Source organism: Methanobrevibacter sp. DSM 116169, from assembly GCF_046197865.1.
Classification (GTDB): Archaea; Methanobacteriota; Methanobacteria; order Methanobacteriales; family Methanobacteriaceae; genus JAHKLT01.
In genome coordinates, this window is record NZ_CP166990.1 from 59022 (window position 1) to 81218 (window position 22197).

Annotated in this window: 17 protein-coding genes; 12 read left to right on the forward strand and 5 right to left on the reverse strand. The window is 27.4% G+C overall.

Annotated features, from left to right (window positions below):
- The first annotated feature begins 193 nt into the window (after nucleotides 1-193).
- Nucleotides 194-1462 (forward strand): serine hydroxymethyltransferase, encoded by a 1269-nt coding sequence (glyA, locus tag ACA134_RS00280; protein WP_409200198.1) that lies wholly within the window; start codon nucleotides 194-196, stop codon nucleotides 1460-1462.
- A gap of 9 nt (nucleotides 1463-1471) precedes the next feature.
- Complete coding sequence (locus ACA134_RS00285) at nucleotides 1472-2158, forward strand: dihydromethanopterin reductase (acceptor) (protein WP_409200199.1); 687 nt, start codon at nucleotides 1472-1474, stop codon at nucleotides 2156-2158.
- Here the strand turns inward: ACA134_RS00285 and ACA134_RS00290 are convergent.
- Complete coding sequence (locus ACA134_RS00290; RefSeq protein WP_409200200.1) at nucleotides 2130-2492, reverse strand: hypothetical protein; 363 nt, start codon at nucleotides 2490-2492, stop codon at nucleotides 2130-2132. The two genes, ACA134_RS00285 and ACA134_RS00290, sit on opposite strands and share 29 nt — an antisense overlap.
- A 346-nt stretch (nucleotides 2493-2838) precedes the next feature.
- Between ACA134_RS00290 and ACA134_RS00295 the strand changes: the two genes are divergently transcribed.
- From ACA134_RS00295 to ACA134_RS00320, 6 genes are all read left to right on the forward strand, one after another.
- Nucleotides 2839-3597, forward strand: a complete 759-nt coding sequence (locus tag ACA134_RS00295) for a hypothetical protein (RefSeq protein ID WP_409200201.1) — start codon at nucleotides 2839-2841, stop codon at nucleotides 3595-3597.
- 163 nt (nucleotides 3598-3760) lie between these two features.
- Entirely contained in the window at nucleotides 3761-4966 is a 1206-nt protein-coding gene (locus tag ACA134_RS00300) for a methionine adenosyltransferase (protein ID WP_409200202.1), read from the forward strand.
- Nucleotides 4967-5095: 129 nt separating this feature from the next.
- Entirely contained in the window at nucleotides 5096-8368 is a 3273-nt protein-coding gene (ileS, locus tag ACA134_RS00305; protein ID WP_409200203.1) for an isoleucine--tRNA ligase, read from the forward strand.
- A 13-nt stretch (nucleotides 8369-8381) separates the two neighbouring features.
- Nucleotides 8382-10532 (forward strand): phosphoribosylformylglycinamidine synthase subunit PurL, encoded by a 2151-nt coding sequence (gene purL, locus ACA134_RS00310; protein ID WP_409200204.1) that lies wholly within the window; start codon nucleotides 8382-8384, stop codon nucleotides 10530-10532.
- A gap of 9 nt (nucleotides 10533-10541) precedes the next feature.
- Nucleotides 10542-11762, forward strand: coding sequence for a gephyrin-like molybdotransferase Glp (gene glp, locus ACA134_RS00315; protein ID WP_409200205.1), 1221 nt, complete (start codon nucleotides 10542-10544; stop codon nucleotides 11760-11762).
- Between the two features lie 4 nt (nucleotides 11763-11766).
- Nucleotides 11767-12912, forward strand: coding sequence for a site-2 protease family protein (locus tag ACA134_RS00320; RefSeq protein ID WP_409200206.1), 1146 nt, complete (start codon nucleotides 11767-11769; stop codon nucleotides 12910-12912).
- Between the two features lie 83 nt (nucleotides 12913-12995).
- On the opposite strand, the gene ACA134_RS00325 is transcribed toward ACA134_RS00320, so the two are convergent.
- Nucleotides 12996-13409, reverse strand: coding sequence for a ferritin-like domain-containing protein (locus ACA134_RS00325; protein WP_409200207.1), 414 nt, complete (start codon nucleotides 13407-13409; stop codon nucleotides 12996-12998).
- 70 nt (nucleotides 13410-13479) lie between these two features.
- Complete coding sequence (locus ACA134_RS00330; protein ID WP_409200208.1) at nucleotides 13480-14706, reverse strand: FprA family A-type flavoprotein; 1227 nt, start codon at nucleotides 14704-14706, stop codon at nucleotides 13480-13482.
- Nucleotides 14707-14961: 255 nt separating this feature from the next.
- Between ACA134_RS00330 and ACA134_RS00335 the strand changes: the two genes are divergently transcribed.
- Nucleotides 14962-15744 carry a V4R domain-containing protein gene (locus tag ACA134_RS00335; RefSeq protein WP_409200209.1) on the forward strand — a complete coding sequence of 261 codons (783 nt, stop codon included), beginning with the start codon at nucleotides 14962-14964 and terminating at the stop codon, nucleotides 15742-15744.
- Here the strand turns inward: ACA134_RS00335 and cobI are convergent, their stop codons facing one another.
- Nucleotides 15745-16455, reverse strand: coding sequence for a precorrin-2 C(20)-methyltransferase (gene cobI / locus ACA134_RS00340; protein ID WP_409200210.1), 711 nt, complete (start codon nucleotides 16453-16455; stop codon nucleotides 15745-15747).
- An 85-nt stretch (nucleotides 16456-16540) separates the two neighbouring features.
- Here cobI and ACA134_RS00345 point away from each other — a divergent pair, with 85 nt between their 5' ends.
- Together ACA134_RS00345 and ACA134_RS00350 are read left to right on the forward strand one after the other, a co-directional pair.
- Nucleotides 16541-18376, forward strand: coding sequence for a helicase C-terminal domain-containing protein (locus ACA134_RS00345; RefSeq protein WP_409200211.1), 1836 nt, complete (start codon nucleotides 16541-16543; stop codon nucleotides 18374-18376).
- Between the two features lie 84 nt (nucleotides 18377-18460).
- Nucleotides 18461-20683: a hypothetical protein gene (locus ACA134_RS00350; RefSeq protein WP_409200212.1), complete on the forward strand. Its 2223-nt coding sequence runs from the start codon at nucleotides 18461-18463 to the stop codon at nucleotides 20681-20683.
- Between the two features lie 9 nt (nucleotides 20684-20692).
- Here the strand turns inward: ACA134_RS00350 and ACA134_RS00355 are convergent, their stop codons facing one another.
- Entirely contained in the window at nucleotides 20693-21148 is a 456-nt protein-coding gene (locus ACA134_RS00355; protein WP_409200213.1) for a GNAT family N-acetyltransferase, read from the reverse strand.
- An 88-nt stretch (nucleotides 21149-21236) separates the two neighbouring features.
- Between ACA134_RS00355 and ACA134_RS00360 the strand changes: the two genes are divergently transcribed.
- Nucleotides 21237-22193, forward strand: coding sequence for a zinc metalloprotease HtpX (locus tag ACA134_RS00360; RefSeq protein WP_409200214.1), 957 nt, complete (start codon nucleotides 21237-21239; stop codon nucleotides 22191-22193).
- Nucleotides 22194-22197: the final 4 nt, after the last annotated feature.

Below are 22197 nucleotides of genomic sequence, written 5' to 3' on the forward strand. Positions count from 1 at the left end.
GTATTTTATATTATTTTTAATTATATTAATAAGCTTTTTCTTTTAAATCAAATAAATTTAACACCTTAAACTAAATTTTTCTGTTGAATATTTATTTTTACATGTTTCATATTAAACTATATAATAACTAAAAATTAAAGATATTATCATAAATAATTTTTATTAATTATAATTTCAATTAAGGAGTTAATTCATGTCTCAAAACCAAGATAATGTTGTAAAACTTGAAAATTTAATACAAGATCATTCTAAATGGATGGAAAATAGTTTGAATTTAATAGCTAGTGAAAATATTACTAGTGCAGATGTTGAAAATGCTGTTGCATCTGATTTAGCTCATAGATATGCTGAAGGTCAAGCGCATCACAGATTATATGAAGGTTGTAAATATATTGACCAAATAGAAGATTTAACTATACAACTTTCTAAAAAGATTTATAATGCAGAGTATGCTAATGTACAACCTGTTTCAGGTGTAACTGCAAATCTTGCAGTATTTTTTGCTTTTGCTAATGCAGGAGATAAAATGATGGCATTAGAAGTTCCTTATGGGGGACATATTTCTCATGCAAAAGTAAGTGCTGCTGGTATTAGAGGACTTAAAACAATTTCTCATCCTTTTAATACTGATGTAATGAATATAGACCCTGATGCAATGGTTAAAAAAATACTTGAAGAAAAACCTAAGATTATTTTATTTGGGGGAAGTTTATTTTTATTCCCTCATCCTGTTAAAGAAGCTGTTGATGCTGCTAATGAAGTTGGAGCAACAATTATGTATGATGGTGCTCATGTATTAGGTTTAATAGCTGGTGGACAGTTCCAAGATCCTTTAAGAGAAGGTGCTGAAGTTGTAATGGGAAGTACCCATAAAACATTTCCTGGAACTCAAGGTGGAATCATTTTATCAGAAGCTAAAAATAAAAACTTAATTGATGAAGCGGTTTTCCCTGGTGTTGTAAGTAATCATCACTTACATCATTTAGCAGGTCTTGGAATAGCTACAGCTGAAATGTTAGAATTTGGTGAAGATTATGCTAAACAAACTATTAAAAACTCTAAAAAGTTAGCTCAAAGTCTATATGAATTAGGTTTTGATGTATTATGTGAAGATTTAGGTTTTACAGAGTCTCATCAAATTGTCATGAATGTTTCTGGTGTTAAACATGCTAAAGTTCTTGCAAAAGAATTAGAAGAAAACAATGTTATTTTAAATAAGAATTTATTACCTGGAGATAATGTTCATCGTAGTGATGATCCTTCAGGAATTAGAATGGGAACACAAGAGTTAACACGTCGTGGATTAAAAGAAAAAGAAATGTATGAAGTAGCTGAATTTATTAAAAAAGTAGCTATGGAAGATAAAAACATTAAAGATGAAGTAACTGAATTTATGAGTCAATTTACATCAGTTCATTATGCTTTTAATGATGAAAATCCATACAAATATCATAAATTATAGTGTGATTTTATGAGAATAGCTTGGGCAATTACAGGAGCAGGACATCTTTTAAAAGAATCTGTAGAAGTAATTGAATCTTTAGCTAAATCTCATGAGATTACAATTCTTTTATCTGCTTCTGGTGAAGAAGTTTTAAAGATGTATGGCCTATACAATCGTTTAGTAAATATTACTGGTGGTAGATATAGGGAATTAGTATCTGATTCTTCTCAAAAATATAGCTATCCTCTTACTGGTAGATTTTCTTTAGGTAAATATGATTTATTAGTAGTTTCTCCTGCAACAGCTAATACAGTTTCTAAAATAGTTTATGGAATTTCTGATAATCTAGTTACAAATGCAGTTGCTCAATCTGGTAAAGGTGCAGTTGAAGTAGCTATTGTACCAGTTGATCTAAAAGAAGGACCAGTTGATACAGTTCTACCTTCTAAATTAGAATTAAATAAATGCACCAAATGTTCTACATGTGATGCAGCTATCGCATGTCCAAATAATGCAATTACACCTTATGAAGAAATTGATTTATTAAAATGTACTGGATGTGGCATTTGTGCTGATGCATGTCCTTATGGAGCTATTTCTGGTGGTAAAATAGTCACTATTTATATGAGGGCAATAGACATTGAAAATACTAAAAAATTAGATGATTTTAAAGGTTTAACTGTTTTTAAAAGTCCTGATGACATTGAATTTTAATTTCATCGTTTATTTTTAAATTAATTTTATTATAACTTTCTAATACAAATTTAGCTTCTTTTTTAGGTATAGCTATTTTCCATGGTTTTAATTTAATTATTTCAAAAACTCTATAATTTTTATCAATAAAATAAATATAAATTGATTTACACATGAAAAAAGTGTGTATTGATGAATTATATCTATTTTTAGAATTAAATTTAAATATTAAATTTTTATTAAAGTCTTTATTTAACATTAATCCTTTAAATTTTTCATAAAAGCTATTATTGCATTGAAATTCTTGATTTAATAGTTTATTTTCAGTTTTGTTATAAATTAAAATTTTTTTCATTAATTTTATATTAAAATTTTTTTCTATAAATATTTTCGATAATTTTATATATTAATATAATTATATTCACATTTGGAAATATATTATCTATTGTATAATTTTTAATAGATTTAAATAATTATTGAATATAGTTATATTTAAATTACTCAAATAGATATTTTATATTTATATGTTATATAATAATGAATATTTTATATTTCTTTTTATATTAATATTTTATCTTATTTAGTGATTACATTTTTCGGGTAGTAAATATGAAAAGAAACGATATGATAATTCAAAAGAAAATATTATGGGGAGTGTCCAGTAATTAATTTTTTTTGTTAACTAATATAAAAGTGATTTGATGAGTAAAAATTTCCTTGAAATTATGCGTTCACCTTCAACTTCTTTAAATTCAAAAGAATTAAAGATTCAGACAATAATGATATTTATTTTATGTTTAATTGGATCAGCCATAACAGCTTTTTTAATTTCTTTTAGATATCCCGGTGCATTTTTACCATTTTTTTTAGGTGTAAGTTTAGCAGCATTTTTTCCATTTTCACTTATATTTACATGGGATTTTCTTAAGAAACATTTTAATATGGACTCTAGATTTGAAGCTGAAATTATATTATGGTCTATTATTAGTTTGGGATTATCCATAGAACTTTCTATTTTGGGTTATTTCTCAAATAATTTTATTCAGGGATTAGGTTTTGGATTTGTATTGTTTTATCCTTTCATGGTCATGTTTTTTAGAAAAGATAAATGTTTTAATGAAAAAAGTGAGATAATTTCAAATGAAAAGGTTTTTGGATATTCCATTAGACATTATTGGGTATTAGGGTCAATTTGTGGTCTTTGTACTATAGGATATGGATTTTTCTGTTTATCTTCATTTTTCTTTAATGGAGTTCCACCTATAGTTATTTCTTTTTTATTAATATTTTTCTCATTAATTGTGGTTTATTTAGTTTTATGCCCAGATTTAATGAATAAAATTTTACCATTCGAAATTAGGAGAAAAAATGGTTTTTATAAATACAGTGCCTTGTGCATTGGATTTTCATTTATATTATTGATTATTTTAACAATTTTAATTGGTATGTTCTTTTGGTAATCTTTTAATCAAAAATTTATAAACAATATTTTTCATATATGAAACTATATAACTTTAAAAATTTTCATCATAAGTTTTTGACAATGCCAATACTAACATTTATATTTTATTTAATCAATAAAAATAAATATATATTAATAATTTATTTTATAGTGATGATAAAATGAGAAATATTTTTGTTAAAGAACTTAATCAAACTTATATTGAAGATTTAGACATTGAAATTGTGGAGAGAAAAGGAATCGGACACCCTGATAGTATTAGTGATGGGATTGCTGAATCTGTTAGTAAAGCATTATGTAATATGTACTTGGATGAATTAGGTGGTGTATTGCACCATAATACTGATGAAGTCCAACTTACTGCAGGTGAATCTAATCCTAAATTCGGTGGTGGAGAAATTTTAAAACCAATCGACATTCTCTTAACTGGAAGAGGAGTTTCAGAATATGAGGGAACTAAATTTCCATTAGATAGAGTAGCTATTGAAGCTGCAAAAGAATATTTAGATGATACTATTATTAATTTAAATGTTGAAACTGATACTGTGGTAGAATGTAAAATTGGACATGGTTCAGGAGATTTAGTAGATGTATTTAAAAGAGATGGGGCACCATCATCTAATGATACTTCATTTGGTGTAGGTTATGCACCATTTTCTGAAGTCGAATCTTTAGTTTTAGCTACTGAAGAACTTTTAAATTCTAAAGCATTTAAAACCAGACATCCTGCTGTTGGTCAAGATATTAAAGTTATGGGATTAAGAGAAAATGATAAAATCATTCTAACTATTGCTTGTGCTATGGTTTCAAAATATATTAGTGATATTCCTGAGTACATTGCTATTAGGGAAGAGCTAAAAGATATTGTTCTAGATCTTGCAAGTAAATACACTACTCGTGATGTAACAGTCTTTGTAAACACTGCAGATAATGATGATTCTGCAAGTGAAGCTGGATATTATTTAACTGTAACCGGTACTTCTGCTGAAATGGGAGATGATGGCTCTGTTGGTAGAGGTAATAGAGCAAATGGTTTAATTGCTCCTTGTAGACCAATGTCTATGGAAGCTAGTTCTGGTAAAAACCCTATTAACCATGTAGGTAAAATTTATAACATTCTTTCTAATGAAATAGCTAATGATGTTGTTAATAATGTTGAAGGTATTAAACAGATTCATATCATGATTTTAAGTCAAATCGGCAAACCTATTGATCAACCTAAAGCTGCATCTTCTCAAATTATTTTAGAAGAAGGTTTTAAAATGGAAGATGTTGATAAAAAAGTTGAAAACATCATTGATACATGGTTAGAAGATATATCAGTTATTACTGAAAATGTTGTTAAAGGTAAAACAAGAACTTTCTAAGTTTTAGAGTTAATTAAAATATAGGTTCCTATTAGAAACTTATATTTAATTTTTCTTTTTTTTAATTTAAACAAACTTAATCATCACTTTAAAAATCATTTTTATTTTTATTAAATAAGGAGAAATAACATGCCAATAAAAGAGGCAGAAAAATCACTTAATCATAAGGAAATTGAAAATAAAGTTCAAAAATTTTGGCAAGATAATGAAATTTTTGACGAGATAAACACATTAAGAAAAGATGGACCAAAATATTCATTTTTAGATGGTCCTCCATATTGTAGTGGAAACATTCATCTTGGTACAGCTTGGAATAAAATCATTAAAGATGCACATTTAAGATATAAGTCCATGGAAGGATTTAATCTTAGACGTCAAGCAGGATGGGATATGCACGGTCTTCCAATTGAACATAAAGTTGAACAATTAATGGGAATTAAAAGTAAACAAGAAATTGAAGAAACAATTGGAATAGATCAATTTGTAGATAAATGTAGAGATTTTGCAATTTCTCATAAAGATTCCATGACAAAACAATTTGAAGATATTGGTGTTTGGATGGATTGGAAAAATCCTTATCAAACTTTAGATCCAAAATTTATGGAATCTTCATGGTGGACAATGCAAAGAGCTCATGAGAAGGATTTACTTATTAATGATTTAAGAGTAATTAGTTGGTGTCCTCATTGTGAGACTGCACTTGCTGCAGCTGAAATAGATTATGAAGATAAAGAAGATCCATCTATTTATGTTAAATTTCCATTAAAAAATAAGTTTTTAAAAGACAATAATTTAACTGAGTATTTTTTAGTTTGGACAACAACACCTTGGACTTTACCTGCAAATTTAGCTATTTCTATTAATTCTGATTTTGATTATGCTTTTGTTAAAAAAGATGGTGAAATTTTAATTTTAGCTGAAAATTTACTTGAAACAGTTTTAGGACCTAAAGAAAAAATTCATAGAACTAAAATTCAAAAAGATGATGATGAAGAAGAAATCTTAGAAGAAATTGAAGTTCTATATGATGTAGTAGACATTGTTAAAGGAAAAAAATTAGAATTTTTAGAATATGTTTATCCATTAGCTAGTGAAATTCCAAAACAAGCTGAATTTGATACAGAATTTGAAAATGTTCATAAATTATTACCTGGTGATCATGTAGAACTTGGTGAAGGTACAGGGCTTGTTCATACTGCTCCAGGCCATGGTCCAGATGATTTTGAAATGGGTCAAAAATTCAACTTACCAATCTTCTCACCAGTAGATGAAGCAGGGATTTTTACATCTGATGCAGGTAAATATGAAAATGGTTTTGTTAAATCAACAAATGAAACTATTATTCAAGATTTAACAGATAAAGATTTAATATATAAGGCTGAAACAATTAAACATAGATATGGTGTTTGTTGGAGATGTAAAACTCCTATTATTTATTTAGCTACTAAACAATGGTTTTTAAAAGTCACTGAAATTAAAGACAAAATGCTTAGTGAAATTAAAAATGTTAAATGGGTACCTGAGTGGGCTGGTTCTGGTAGATTCCATGATTGGGTTGAAAATGCTAAGGATTGGACAATTTCTAGGCAAAGATATTGGGGAATTCCTATTCCTATTTGGGAATGTGAAGATTGTGAAAATATTGAAGTTGTAGGTTCTCTAGATGAACTTAAAAATAAATCTTTAGAAGATATAACAGTTTCTGATGAAGATTTAATTCATAGACCACATGTTGATAATATTCATTTAAAATGTGAAAAATGTAACTCTAAAATGACTAGAATTCCTGATGTTTTAGATGTTTGGATGGATTCAGGTGTTGCTCCTTGGGCTTCTTTGTATTATCCTAATGAAAAAGAAGCATTTAATGAATGGTATCCATATGATTTTATTACTGAAGGCCATGATCAAACAAGAGGCTGGTTCTATTCTCAGCTTGGTAGTGGAGTAATTTCATTAGATGAAGTTCCATATAAAAAAGTTTTAATGCATGGTTTTGTATTAGATGAAGATGGAAAGAAAATGAGTAAATCTCTTGGAAATGTTGTAACTCCAGAAGAAGTTATTGAAAAACATGGTGCTGATGTTTTAAGATTCTACTTATTATGGGCTAATAAACCATGGGAAGATTTAAAATTTGTTTGGGATGAATTAAACAATGTAAACAAAATGTTTAATATTTTATGGAATGTTTATGTCTTTTCAACTACATATATGTCTTTAGATAATTTTAATCCTGATAATTGTAATGAAAATAATATTATTTTAAGAGATGAAGATAAATGGATCATTTCAAGAGCTAATACTTTAGTAAAAGAAGTAGGCCAAGATTTAGATAATTTATATTTTCATCATGCTACAAGAAAAATCAACCAATTTATATTAGATGATTTAAGTCGTTGGTATGTAAGATTGATTAGAGGCAGAACTTGGGTTGAAAGTGATGATCCAGATAAATTAGGTGCATATTATAGTTTATACACAGCTTTAATATCCTTAATCAATGCTTTAGCTCCTATTTCACCATATATTAGTGAAGAAATTCATGAAAATCTAGTTAAAAATGTTAAATCTAGGTATAATTCTAGTATTCATATGAATGATTGGGAGTTTAATGAAAAAGATATTAATCCGGATTTAGAAGAAAAAATGAATAATATAAGAAATATCATTGATTCAGCTGCTAGAGCTAGAGATTCTGCTAAATATAAACTTAGGTGGCCAGTATCTGATATTACTATTGTTTCTCAAGATGAAATGATTTTAGATGCTGTTAATGATTTAAAAGAAATTATTAAAGATCAATCTAATACAAAAGAAGTTTTAACCTCATCAGAATTTGAAAATCTTTCATTTATTGCTAAACCAAATCTTAAAACTTTAGGTCCAAGACTTAAAGGAGATATGGGATTTGTTAAAAACTATCTTGCAGATGCAGATGGTAATTTGATTAAAAATGAATTAGATGATAATGGAAAATTAACTATTGATAAAGATGGATCATTAATAGAGTTATCATCTGATGATGTTCTTTTTGATACAGAATTACCTAATGATATGATTAGTGCAGAATTTGATGGAGGTAATGTTTTTGTAAATACAAAAATTACTCCTGAAATATTATCTGAAGCTATGTCTCGTGAACTTATTAGACGTGTTCAAGATATGAGAAAAGACATGGATTTGGATGTTGAAGCTAATATTCATGTAATTGTTAAATCTAGTAAAGATTTTGCTGATTTGATTAATAATCAAGAAGGTATTATTGTTAATGAAATTAGGGCTAATTCTTTAATTATGACTACTGAAGATGTATGTAATGCAAACTTTGAAGTTGATGATTATTATATAAAAGATTGGAAAATTGAAGAACATGATCTTATAATTTATATTAAAAAATAATGGAGGAGATTAAATGACTTTAACAGATTCTGAAAAGGAATATATTAGGGGAATCTTAAAAAGAGAAATGAATCCTTTAGAAGAAGGAATGCTCGATGTAATGTTTTCAGAACATTGTTCTTATAAAAGTAGTAGGCCTATTTTAAGATTATTTCCAACTGAAGGAAAAAATATTATTTTAGGGCCTGGAGATGATGCTGGTTTAGTATCTATCACTGATAAATATGCGCTTGCTGTTGGAATGGAAAGTCATAATCATCCTTCAGCTATTGAACCATATGGTGGTGCAGGTACTGGTGTTGGAGGAATTTTAAGAGATATCATTTCAATGGGTGCAATGCCAATAGCTATTTTAGATAGTTTACGTTTTGGTCCTTTAGAAGATCAAAAATCAAGATATCTTTTTGAACATGTAGTTGATGGAATATCTGACTATGGAAATAGGGTAGGAATTCCAACTGTTGGTGGAGAAGTAGAATTTGATGAATCTTTTAGAACAAATCCTCTAGTTAATGTAATGTGTGCAGGACTTGTTGAGAAGGATAAAGTTGTTAGAAGTGCTGCTCCAAATACAGGAGATGTTTTCTTTTTAATGGGTGGAGCTACTGGTCGTGATGGAATTCATGGTGTAACATTTGCATCTGAAGAGTTAACTTCTGATAGTGAAGCAGAAGATAGGCCTGCTGTTCAGGTAGCTGATCCTTTTACTAAGAAAAAAGTTTTAGAAGCATCACTTGAAATATATGAAAAGATTAAAGTTACAGGTTGTAAAGATCTTGGTGGTGGAGGTCTTACATGTTGTGTTTCAGAACTAGCTGATTCATCTGAAAATGGAGCTATTGTAGATTTAAATAATATTCCTTTAAGAGAAGAAAACATGACTCCATATGAGATTATGTTATCTGAATCTCAAGAGAGAATGATTTTTGTATTAAATCCTGATGATGTCAAATTAGCACATGAAATATGTAAAAAACATGAAATTATCTCAAGTGTTATAGGTACAGTTACAGATGGAAATAATATGATTATTGAGGATAATGGAAAGTTAATAGCTGATTTACCAACTATTTTACTTGCTGATCCTCCTTCTTTAAATAGAGAAATTACTCCAATCGAGCCTCAAAAAGCTTTAACTAAAGTTGAAGATCCTGATATAAAAGAATCATTACTTAAACTTATCTCATCACCTAATCTAGCTAGTAAAAAATGGGTCTATAAACAATATGATCATGAAGTTCAAATTAGAACTGCTGTTAAACCTGGTGATGATGCTGCAGTTTTAAAAATTGATGATGAAGTAGCTATTGCCTTATCTACAGATTCTAACACAATTCATACAAAATTATCTCCATTTGATGGTGGTGCAGGTTCTGTTGCAGAATCAATAAGAAATGTTGTATCAATGGGTGCTACTCCTTATGCAGTTGTAGATTGCCTAAATTTTGGAAATCCTGAAAATCCTAATATTTTATGGCAATTTAGAGAATGTATTAAAGGTATGTCAATGGTTTCTGAGAAGTTTGAAGCTCCTGTTATAAGTGGTAATGTTAGTTTTTATAATGAAACTGAAGGAATTAAAATTAACCCTACACCAGCTGTTGGTGTAATTGGTGTTGAAAAACTTGAAAATATTAGAACTATGGATTTCAAAGAAGATTCAGATCAAATCATTTTAATTGGAAAAACTTATGATGAGATTGAAGGCTCTGAATATCATAGAACAATTCACAATATTCAAGAAGGTCAAGCTCCAAAAGTTAGAATAGATGAAGAGTTTAATAATGCACAAACAGTTTTAAACCTTATTTCTAATGATTCAGATAAAAATATTACTGCTGTTCATGATTGTTCTGCAGGTGGTATAGCTATAGCTTTAGCAGAAATGGCATTATCTGGTAATATTGGAGCAGAAATTGATACATCAAAAATCATTAAAGATGGTGATATGTCATTAAATAATTTATTATATTCTGAAAGCCATGGAAGATATATTATCACTGTTAAAAAAGATGTTATTGAAGATATTTTAGATAATATTGATGTTCCAGCAACTTGTATTGGTGAGGTTAAAGGAAAATCTTTAATTATTGATGATGTTAATATTAATATTGATACATTGAATGATAATTATAATAATTCATTAGAAAAATACATGCCTTAGTTGATTAAAATGCGTTTATCAAAATTGTTACCTTTTAAAGATGCTTTACTTGAAATAGATAATTTTCAAATAAAAACAGATTTAGAAGAAATAGACCTTAAAGATGCTCATAAAAGAGTTTTAGGAGAAGATATATATTCATTTCATGATTCTCCTCCTTTTGATAAATCTGCTATGGATGGATTTGCAATAATAGCTGAAGATTCCTTTGGTGCATCTCAAAATAAACCAAAAGAATTTAAAATAATTGATAAAATTGGTGCAGGAGCATCTTCAAATAAAACAATTAATCATAATGAAGCTATTACTATAGCTACTGGTTCCCCAATTCCTGAAGGAGCGAATTCTGTTATTATGAAAGAATTTACATCTGTTGATGGGGATAATCTTGAAGTTCAATCTCAAGTAACACCAAAAGAAAATATTTCTCCAAGAGCTGAGGATATTAAAAAAGAAGATCTTATTTTAAAATCTAATTCTTTTATTCGTCCTCAAGAAATTGGCTTAATAGCTTCTGCAGGTTATTCAAAAATTAAAGTATATAAAAAACCTAAAGTAAAGATTTTAATTACTGGTAATGAGCTAGTTGAACCAACAAAAACATTAAATAAGGCTCAAATTATTAATTCTAATAGGTATATATTATCTGCATTAATTGAAAATTGTGGTGCTCTTTTAACTTATGAACATGTAATTGATGATTTTAATAAAACAAAAGAAGCTATTTTAAATTCTTCTAAAGAATATGATGTAATTATTACTACTGGTGGAACTGCTTTAAGTAAAGGAGATGTAGTTGTTGATGCTGCATCAGAAGTAGGTGAACTTAAATTCCATGGAGTTTCAATTCGCCCAGGAAAACCAGCAGCATTTGCTATAGTTAATAATACTCCTGTTTTCATGTTATCAGGTCAACCTGTAGCAGCAATGACTCAATTTGATATGTTTGCTAGAAAATTCATAATGAATATGCAAGGTGCAAACTTTTCTGATAAAATTGTTAAAAGAACATCAAAAGTTAAAATACCATCTACCTTAGGAAGAACTGACTATATTAGAGCGGTGTCTGATGATGAATCTACTCACCACGTACTAAACCGTGGTTCAGGTATCATTAGATCTATGGTTGAAGCAAATAGTTATATAATTATTGATGAAAATGATGAAGGTATTGATGAGCAAGATGAAGTAGATATTCTCTTTTTCGATTCAATGAATTTTAACAGGTAATAACATGAACGGAATATGGTATTATGCAATAGCCTTTGTACTTATATGGGTAGTAGCTATTGTTTTTAAAAATAAATTAGAAAAACACGGAGTAGAAATAGAATTTCCTGTTTTAATGTGGAAAACTAGAAGATTAAGAGGTTTCATTGATAAAATAGCTAATATTTCTCCGAGATTTTGGAAATGGTTTATGAATATAGGTCTTGTTATATGTGTATTTTTCATGATTTTCATGGCATATTCATTAGTTATGTCTTTATCTACAATTATGGAAACTCCTAATGTATCAATCTTACTTCCAGGAGTTGAAATGCCAGGCTCTCCAATTTTTATACCGTTTTTATTTGGATTTATTGGACTGATTACTGTAATTGTTGTTCATGAATTTTCACATGGGATATTAGCTAGAGCAGAGAAAGTAAACATTAAATCAATAGGATTATTACTTTTTACAATCTTACCTGGAGCATTTGTTGAACCTGATGAAGATGAAATGAAAAAGGCAAAAAAATCTTCTAAACTTAGAATTTTTGCTGCAGGATCAATGGCAAATCTTACATTAGCTTTTATTGCTTTTATTATATTTTTTGCAATTGGAAATTTAGCTATTCCTGGAGCTTTTGAAGAAAATGGTGTTGAAATTCAAACAGTTTTAGATGATGCACCTGCTAGTGGAATATTAAAAAAAGGAATGGTTATTAAATCTATTAATAATCAAGATATTCATGATTCAGAAAATTATTTAAATGTTTTATCAAATTTAAAACCAAATGAAGAAGCGACGATTGTAACAGATCAAGGAACATTTGAAATTAAACTAGGGACCAATCCTAATAATGAATCAAGAGGATATTTAGGAATTCAAGGTGAAAAACATTTTGAACTTAAAGATAAATCCTTTGGAGAAATTCCTTGGGTTTTATTTGAACTTTTAGAATTATTTAAATGGATATTTTTCCTTAATTTTGCAGTTGGTACTTTTAATTTACTACCTATGAAACCTTTAGATGGTGGCCATATATTAGAAAACCTTTTAAGATATAAACTTCCTGAGAAGATTGTAACACCACTTGTTAATTATGTTTCAATCTGTTTTGGAATTATAATAGTATTTTCAATTGTTTATAGTTTTGGAATGGGTATTTTTTAAATAATTAGGAATATAAATAAAAAAGAGATTTTTTAATATATAAATATTTAATTTTAATTAAAAAAAAGAGTTTTTGAAAGAATCTAGAAATATCTTTCTAAGATTCCTTCTAAAATTTTTGCATGACGAGCTTCATCTTTTGAGCTGTCATAGAAGAAGTTTTTAGCATCATCAATTTGTTCTTTTTGGCATGCTTCAGCAGCATCATGTTTTTCTTGGTTTGCCATCTTTTCACCTTCTAACATCATTTCGAGGTTTTCTTTTAAAGTTGGCTTAATAACACCATTCATTTCAGCAAATCTAGCTGCATGTTCAGCTTCTTCCCATGCTAATCTTTTAAGTACTTCAGCTATTTCTCCATAACCTTCTCTTGAAGCTTGTCTACTCATTGCAAGATACATTCCAACTTCTTGGGTTTCTCCCATAAAGTTATTTTGTACTTCTTTTTCAACTGCCGTGTCTTTTGTTATTCCAATTTTATGTTCATATTTTACCATATTCTAAACTCTCCATTTTTTTATATTTAATTTTATCTTTATATATTTTTCTCACTTTAAAAATATTTTATTAAAGTTTTTTAGCTTCTTCAACTAATTGTTGACCTAATTTGAAACTATCTGTTTCTTCTTCATTTGTTGGAACATATTTAATTTCTTGTTCATTAATTACATTAAATCCATAATCAGATATTTCTTCAGCTAATTTTTTAGGTGCCCCACCTTTACCTCCCATAGATCCAAAGGTCACAGCAGCTCTTTCAATTCCAGTCCTTTCAAATCTTAAACCTTTTAAATAATAAATTATATCAGCTATACTTGGATAAGGTTCATCATTTATTGTTGGTGCTCCAATAGCTATTGCTTTACTTGTTAAGATACTTTTTACAATTTCACTTCTTTCATCTTCATGCAAATAGAACATTTCAACTTCATATCCACTATCAATAACTCCTTCAGCTATTTCATGAGCCATTTTTTGAGTAGAATAATGCATAGTATCGTAAATTATTGTTACTTTATCTTCACATTTTCCTGTAGCCCATTCACTATAAGCACCAATAATTTTCATAGGGTCTGTCCAAATTTGTCCATGTGATGGTGCAATAATTTTTATCTGTTCAAGTAATCCCATATCTGTTATTTCAGTAAATTTTTTAAGAACTAAATGTGATAATGGAGTTATTAAGTTTGCAAAGAACTTTTTAGCTGCATCCATTAAGACATATTCTGGAATTTCTTTATCATATCTTTTAGAACAACATAAATGTTGACCAAATGCATCATTTGGGAATAATATTCCATCATCGACGAGTAATGTAAACATACTATCTGGCCAATGTAATAAAAATGCATCTAAAAATGCTAAAGTTTTTTCTCCTACTTTTAATTGATCTCCTGTTCCTACTGTTATAAAATTAGCATTTTTAAGTACTGGGAAATGTTTAATTAAACCATCTACAGCTATTTTACTACAGTATATTGGTGCGTTTGGGAATCTTTTATGTAAATCAGGTAATACGCCACTATGATCAAGTTCAATATGGTTTTGTATAATATAATCTACTTCTACTTCTGTTTTTCCTTCTTGAACAAATGCATCTTCAATACGTGCCATCATTTCTTTTGTTTTTCCAGGATATGCATTATCTATGATTGCAACTTCGTCACCATCAAAAATAATATATGCATTGTATGTTGTTCCATCTAATGTATAACCATGATAAGTTCTAATGTCCCAATCGAGGACTCCTATCCAGTATACTCCTTCTCCAATTTTTTTTGCTTTTGCATTCATGATTTCAACTCTTTTAATTTATACTATTATATTATTTTTCATCATTTATATAATTTGTTAATTTACGAACAGTTTTTTGTTTTATTGTTTTTTTATTTACTAATATAATTTTACAGTTATACAGTTTTATAATAATTTATAATTTATTTATGTGGATATTCATATCTTTTATTTTTTTTAATTATCTTAAAAAAATAAAACCATAAATATTTAAATAACATATAATAAAACTTTTATTATATTGAGGTTGTTTAGATGAATACTAATGAAAACTATATTAAACAAAAACCAATCCAAATTTTTTCAGGGCATGAATTATCTAATGATGTAAATGTTATAAAAAGTGAAGTAAAATTAACTATTTTAGAAATGCTTAAAACAAAACACATGGAATTTGATGAAATTGTTAAAAACACAGGCAAATCTAAATCTACAGTTTCTGTACATCTTAAAGATTTAAGAGAAAAAGGAATTATTTCATTTAAAGTTAATCCTTCAGATAGCCGTAAGAAAATATTTCATTTAAATTCAAGATTTTTAGGATCAATTAACACATCATCTCCAATTGAAATTGAAGAGAGAAAAAAAGAATATTTAATAGATAATATATTAAATAAAGATGATTTTGAATTTTCTTTATTATTATTCCATACTCTTAGATCAAGTTTAATTCAAGAAGGAGTTAATATAGATCCAATTTTACATGATACTGGATTAAGCATTGGTAATGCAATTTTTGAAAAATTATATGATGAAACATTTGATAAATTTTTAGCTAATGTATCTGAATTTTGGCAAAATCAAGGCCTTGGAATTATTTCAGTTGATATTGGTCAAATAATTAAAATAACTTCTGTTGATTGTTTCGAATGTGGATTATTACCAAAAACAGGTAAACCTGCATGTTTTTTAGATGCAGGAATTATTGAAGCTTTATTTTCAAATTATTTTGGATTCCCTGTAGATGTTATTGAAGTACAATGTTATACTATGGGTGATGGACAATGTACTTTTGAAGTTGAACCGAAAAAAAGCTAATTACTTAGCTTCTTTTTTTAATTTTATTATTGATGTACATAAATAAGGTTTATCTTTTGAAAAACCTTCTATTACTTTTTCTTCTGCACGACTTGCATTTTCAACAGATAATATTTCTTTTTCACCTTCTTTAGAATGTATTAAGTTTTCTAACTCTTCACTATTACGTGAAGTTTTCATTAAAACTATTGTATCACTATATTCTAAAACTTGGTTTAATCTATCATCTATTTTCGGAACTATTGATAAAATTTCATTTTTTTCAACTAATGGTTTATTTATACTTGATGCACATGCAGTAAACGAGGTTATTCCTGGAATTATCTCTGTTTCATAGTCTTTATCTAAAATTTTTTGAACATAAGAAAATGTACTAAAAATTGATGGGTCTCCAAGTGTTATAAATGCAACATCTTTTCCTTTATTTAAATAATCAGAAATTAACATTGATGCTTCTGCCCAATATCTCTCTAATTTTTTTTCATCTTCTAGCATTGGGAAAATCGGTTCAATTACCATTAATTTTTTATAATCTTCTCTTTCTTCTAAGATAGGTTTTGCAATTGATAAAGCTATACTCTCTTTTTCTTTTGATGAACGTGGTGAACATACTACATTAACTTTTTTTAATATTTTTGATGCTTTTATTGTTAAAAGTTCACTATCTCCAGGTCCCACACCAATTCCATATAATTTACCTTTTTTACTCATATAATCACAATTTTATTATTTGTGTTTTTCTTTTCAAATACACTTACTGTAATTTATTTATATTATACCAAATAATATAAGTGTAATGTCTAATTCTATTTTCTGTCCTAATTGTTCAATGATGAAAAGCAACTGTATATGCGATAATGAAAGCTCCAAAAACACTAATAACAATATATTCTCAAAAAATGAAGATGAAAATAATCTTTTTTCATATAAATCAAATGAAACAAATATTGTTGAAGAAATTCCAGATGTATATTCTTTAGAAGATCATAAATTATCTGATGAGAGAGTACTACAACTTAAAAAAGATTTTCCAAATATTGATGAGGAAATTATTGAAAATTTTCCTTTTAATGAACCAAGAATTGGCCAATTTAATATTATTCAGGATATTGTAGATGCTATTAACAAAGGATTTAAATACATAATTCTTGAAGCAGGTACTGGTACTGGAAAATCTGTAATAGCTGCAACTCTTGCAAAAATGTGTGAATCTGCATATATATTTACAATGACAAAACAACTTCAAGCTCAATATATGCAGGATTTCGATTTTCCTCTTGTTAAAGGTAGGGGTAACTTCTATTGTCTTCAAGATAATTTAGACTCTACTTGTGATATTGGAACTTGTAAAACAACACCTACTTCAAGTAAGTTTTTCTGCCAATATGGAGTTGGAAAAAATCCTACACTTGATAGTAAAGAAGCATTTGAAGATTCATTTGGTGGATCTATTTTTTATAATTCAGATTCACATTGTCATTACTGGCAACAAAAATCTAATTCTATTAACTCTCCTATTACTTTAATGAATTATGATTATGGAATTTTAGAATTAAACTATGTTAAACACTTTCCAAAAAGATCTCTTCTTATTTTAGATGAAGCACATAATATTGAAGATAAGCTAATGAGAACAATGGAAGTTAATATATATAATAAGCGTCTTGAAAAAGATATAGGTAAAGCTATTAGCCCAAATACTTTAAAAAATGGAAATGTATCTGATTGGATTGTTGAGGTGGAAGCTATTTATGATGCTTATAAAGAGATCGATACCAAAGATTTAAATAAAAACAAAGCTGATAGAATCAACTCAACAATAGCTAGTCTTAAACAATTATGTGATAATCTTGAAAAAGAACCTAATAATTGGGTTATTGATGCAGATGAATTTGGAGTATCTTTTAAACCATTAAGAGTTCATCAATATGCTAAAGATTATTTACTTAGACATGGTGATGTTTGTCTATTTTTAAGTGCCACAGTTTTATCTCATAAAATGTTTTCTAAATGGTTAGGATTAAATCCAAATGAAGTTTATCATATAAAAGTAGATAGTCCTTTTGAAGCAGAAAATCGTCCAGTTGAATTAAAACTTGCAGGTAAAATGTCTGCAAATAGAATTAAAACTACTGCACCAAAAACTATTGATATATTAAAAGAAATACTTGAAAAACATAAAAATGATAAAGGATTAATACATACTCACAGCTATAAATGTCAAAATTATATTAATAGAAATTTATTTAATTCTAGATTAATTTCTCATACAACTAATAATAGAGAAACAGTTTTAAAACATTTTGAAGAAGATGAAAATCCATTAGTATTAGTTTCTCCTTCTATGAGTGAAGGTGTTGATTTACCTTATGATAAATGTCGATTCCAAATAATTTATAAAATTCCTTTCCCTTATTTAGGAGATAAACAAGTAAATTTAAGGCGAAAAAAAGATCAAAGATGGTATGCTTATAAAACTGTAATGACTCTTATGCAAGCATATGGTAGAGGAATGAGAGCTGAAGATGATTCTTGTTATACATACATTTTAGATAGTGATATTAACATGATTTTTAAAAGTCCAATGTATAAATCATTAATACCAGAATTCTTTAAAGAAGCTATTATATAATCAAAAATTTCAGAAAATAATAAATATGTGTTTTATAATAACTAAGTTATAAGCTTTAAAAACATATGTGATTGATGGTTAATAATGAATTTTTTAAAAAATAACTTTAATAAAAAAGATATATTCTTTATCTCATTAATTACATTAGGTTTAACATTACTAACACAAGTTTATGTAATTTTAGTAGAACGTTCTTCATTTTTATATGGACTTTCACCAATGGATGCTTTACTTAGTTTACAACACTTTATTTCAATTAAACAGCTATTACTTTTTTTCTTTATATTTTTTATAATTGTATTTCTACTATATAAATCGAATATTAGAAAAAGAACTTTATATTATTGTTATAATTATAGATATGTCTTAGCTGGTATTTTTCTATTATTAGGTGTTATTTTTGAGATTCATGGATCATCTATAGCTCAACTTAATTTATCTACATTAGAACACAACCCTATTTTTGGTATTGTCCGTACAATTAAAATTGATGAGTTTGAAGTTAATACTCCATTTGCATTATCTCAATATTACAATAACTTTGCTTATTTTAGTGACATTGTTAGAGCTACAACTACTGATATGTTTATTTTATATGGACAACCGGTATGGGATATAGCTATTATTTTTAATCCTTTCCAATGGGGTTATTTATTTTTACCACAAGGTCAAGGTCTATCTTTTTATTGGTGTAGTCGTTTTATTCTTTTATTTTTAGTTAGTTTTGAAATGGGTTTAATATTAACTGAAAAAAATAAAACTATTGCATTAGCTTATGCAATACTTGTTGTACTTTCTCCAATTGTTCAATGGTGGTATAGTGTTAATTGCCTAGTTGAAATGCTATTTTGGGCTCAATTAGCTATAATTTTAATAAATCAATACATGACTACTAATGATTATAAAAGACGTTTAATTTGCGCATTAGGTATGATTTTATGTACTGGAGGTTATATTCTCGCAGTATACCCTGCATGGCAAGTTCCATTGTTTTATATATTTTTAGTATTAGCAATTTGGATTGTAAGAAAAAATTGGAGTAAATTTCAATTTAATAAAAAAGATGCACTTTTAATTGCTTTGTTTGTAGCTATTACAGCTATTTTAGTTTGTTATGTTTTACTTAAATCTCAAGATGCTATTCTTGCCCAACTTAACACAGTTTATCCTGGTCTAAGAAGATATTATGGTGGACCAGATATATATTGGAGAAGTGCTGATCCATATTGGGTATTTGATTATATGAGGAATATATTTTATCCTTTTAGCCCTAATGAAATTGGTGCTAGAATATCTTTAACTTATTTCATATCATTTTTCCCAATGGGGATAATATTCTATTCACTTATAACTTTTGTACAAAAAAAGAAAGATTTCCTTCTTAATCTTTTAATAGCTCTTTATGCTTTGTTTATATTATATTATCTTTTTACTTTCCCAGAAATTATTGGAAAAATTACCCTTATGGATAAATCAATGAGTTTGCGTTTCTTATTAATAATAACTTTCTTAGATCTTATAATTTTTATTAGATCTATTTCTATTATAGGTAAAATAGAATTTAAGTTTCTATCTAAATTTAAAAATAGAGTTATTAGTGATTATTCTAAGTTTAGTTTGATTCTAAGTTGTTTAATAGTAGGTTCTGTTTTAGCTATTGCATTCCATGGTCTTGGATTTAAATTTTATACAACAATCATGTTAATAGTAGCATTTATAGTATTTAGCATCACATTTTATTTCATTTTAAATATTGGAAATAATAAAAAATACCAAATTGGTTTTCTTATTAGTGTAATATTTATTTCAATGTGTGCAGGTTCATTAGTTAATCCTGTTGAAAGTGGATTAGATTATTATTTTGAACAACCAATAACTCAAAAAATTGCAGACATTGTTGAAGAAGATCCTAATGCTATATGGGTTATAGAAGGCCATGAACTTTATCTTGGTGAAACTATTCCTGTAGGGGCTCGCACATTAAATTCTGTTAACACATATCCTAATTTAGATTTATGGTCGAAATTAGATCCGAATAATGAGTCTTACGAGGTTTGGAATAGATATGCACTTTTAAAAATAGTATTTAAAGATAGTGCTCCAACGATTATAGAAGTACCTTCGGATTTGGGCCTTCAAAAATCTCACTATGTTGTTTTAATATTAGATACAAATGACATGAAAAAGTTAAATATTACATATATTTTGACTTATGAAGATTTATCTACACTTTCAAATGAAAATGTAACGTTTAATAGAATTGACGGAGATAATGGAGTTAATATCTATAAAGTAACTTATAAATAATATAATTGCTTATTTTAATTCTTTTTTCATACAAACAATATTTTCATCATCTTTAAATTCATCAAAATTTTCAATAATCTTATAATTTCTTTTTTTATAAAAACTTATAGCTTTTGGTAATATACATCCAGTTTCTAAAAGAACTTTATTATATCCTAGACTTTTAGCATGATTTTCTAATTTTTTTAATATATTACTTCCAATACCTTGATTTTGATATTCACTTAATACATAAAATTTTTTCATTTCTACTGTATTTTCATCATATATCTTAAAACTTCCACAAGCTATAGCTATTTCATTATAATATGCTATACAAACATAATGTTTCTTTGTAATTTTATTAATATCTTGATATTGAAGTGCTAAATCTTTGTTTAAGCTAATATAATATTTTTCTAGTTTGTTAATCAAATTTTGAAAATCTAAGTTCTTATCATCCGTTAAAAGATATTTTATCTCCATTTTATCACTTTAAATTTATGTAATAATTAATTATTTAAGTATTGTTTTATAAACAACTTATTAATTTAAAATTTTGGAGTATATATTAATGAAAGGAACATGGAAATTACAATTAAGATTATGGGCAGTAATGCTTGTAATGTTTGGAATGGTTTATATTTTAATTACTTTAGTTGGTAACTTTTTAGGTTATGGTGGATTTTCATCATTTTATGTTATAACTGGACTTATAGTAATTTTTGCACAATATTGGTTTTCACCAAGAATTGTTGAAAGCTCAATGAAAGTTAAGCCATTATCAGTTGAAGAAGCTCCTTATATTCATGAAATGGTAGAAGAATTAGCTAATAAAGCTAATATTCCTAAGCCAAAAATTGGAGTCTCAGAAGTTAATATGCCTAATGCTTTTGCATATGGTCGATCTAAAGGAAATGGGCATGTTTGTATAACTAGAAGTCTTTTAGGTTTATTAGATAGAAATGAATTAAAAGCAGTTTTAGGTCATGAATTAGGCCATATTAAACATAATGACATGGCAATAACTACAATAGTAAGTACAATCCCATTAATTTGTTATGGAATAGCTATTTCTTCTATGTTTTCAAGAAATGATAATAATAATTCTGGTTTAATTACAATTTTTGCTTGGATTGCTTATTTTGTTGGTCAATTATTAGTACTTCTTGTATCTAGAATAAGAGAATATTATGCAGATGAAGCTAGTATTGAACTTGGAAATAAACCAAGTGATTTAGCATCAGCTCTTTATAAATTAGTTTATGGGGCATCTAATACATCCGAAGAACAAATCAAAGATATTGAAGGAAGCACTGCTTTCTTTTTAAATGATGTTCGTGATGCAGGAGAAGATATTAGGTCACTTCGTCAACTAGATATTGATAATGATGGTAAAATTAGTGATGCTGAAATGGATAGACTTAAAAATTCTGATGTTCATATTAAAGGCTCTGATAATCTTAAAGAATTAATGTCTACTCATCCTGATATGTTAAAAAGAGTCAAAAAGTTAGCTGATCTTCAATAGGTGA

Excerpts from the sequence above, each read along its gene's own strand:
- glyA (WP_409200198.1), top strand. The coding sequence starts at position 194 with ATGTCTCAAAACCAAGATAATGTTGTAAAACTTGAAAATTTAATACAA.
- ACA134_RS00285 (WP_409200199.1), top strand. The coding sequence starts at position 1,472 with ATGAGAATAGCTTGGGCAATTACAGGAGCAGGACATCTTTTAAAAGAA.
- ACA134_RS00290 (WP_409200200.1), bottom strand. The coding sequence starts at position 2,492 with ATGAAAAAAATTTTAATTTATAACAAAACTGAAAATAAACTATTAAAT.
- ACA134_RS00295 (WP_409200201.1), top strand. The coding sequence starts at position 2,839 with ATGAGTAAAAATTTCCTTGAAATTATGCGTTCACCTTCAACTTCTTTA.
- ACA134_RS00300 (WP_409200202.1), top strand. The coding sequence starts at position 3,761 with ATGAGAAATATTTTTGTTAAAGAACTTAATCAAACTTATATTGAAGAT.
- ileS (WP_409200203.1), top strand. The coding sequence starts at position 5,096 with ATGCCAATAAAAGAGGCAGAAAAATCACTTAATCATAAGGAAATTGAA.
- purL (WP_409200204.1), top strand. The coding sequence starts at position 8,382 with ATGACTTTAACAGATTCTGAAAAGGAATATATTAGGGGAATCTTAAAA.
- glp (WP_409200205.1), top strand. The coding sequence starts at position 10,542 with ATGCGTTTATCAAAATTGTTACCTTTTAAAGATGCTTTACTTGAAATA.
- ACA134_RS00320 (WP_409200206.1), top strand. The coding sequence starts at position 11,767 with ATGAACGGAATATGGTATTATGCAATAGCCTTTGTACTTATATGGGTA.
- ACA134_RS00325 (WP_409200207.1), bottom strand. The coding sequence starts at position 13,409 with ATGGTAAAATATGAACATAAAATTGGAATAACAAAAGACACGGCAGTT.
- ACA134_RS00330 (WP_409200208.1), bottom strand. The coding sequence starts at position 14,706 with ATGAATGCAAAAGCAAAAAAAATTGGAGAAGGAGTATACTGGATAGGA.
- ACA134_RS00335 (WP_409200209.1), top strand. The coding sequence starts at position 14,962 with ATGAATACTAATGAAAACTATATTAAACAAAAACCAATCCAAATTTTT.
- cobI (WP_409200210.1), bottom strand. The coding sequence starts at position 16,455 with ATGAGTAAAAAAGGTAAATTATATGGAATTGGTGTGGGACCTGGAGAT.
- ACA134_RS00345 (WP_409200211.1), top strand. The coding sequence starts at position 16,541 with ATGTCTAATTCTATTTTCTGTCCTAATTGTTCAATGATGAAAAGCAAC.
- ACA134_RS00350 (WP_409200212.1), top strand. The coding sequence starts at position 18,461 with ATGAATTTTTTAAAAAATAACTTTAATAAAAAAGATATATTCTTTATC.
- ACA134_RS00355 (WP_409200213.1), bottom strand. The coding sequence starts at position 21,148 with ATGGAGATAAAATATCTTTTAACGGATGATAAGAACTTAGATTTTCAA.
- ACA134_RS00360 (WP_409200214.1), top strand. The coding sequence starts at position 21,237 with ATGAAAGGAACATGGAAATTACAATTAAGATTATGGGCAGTAATGCTT.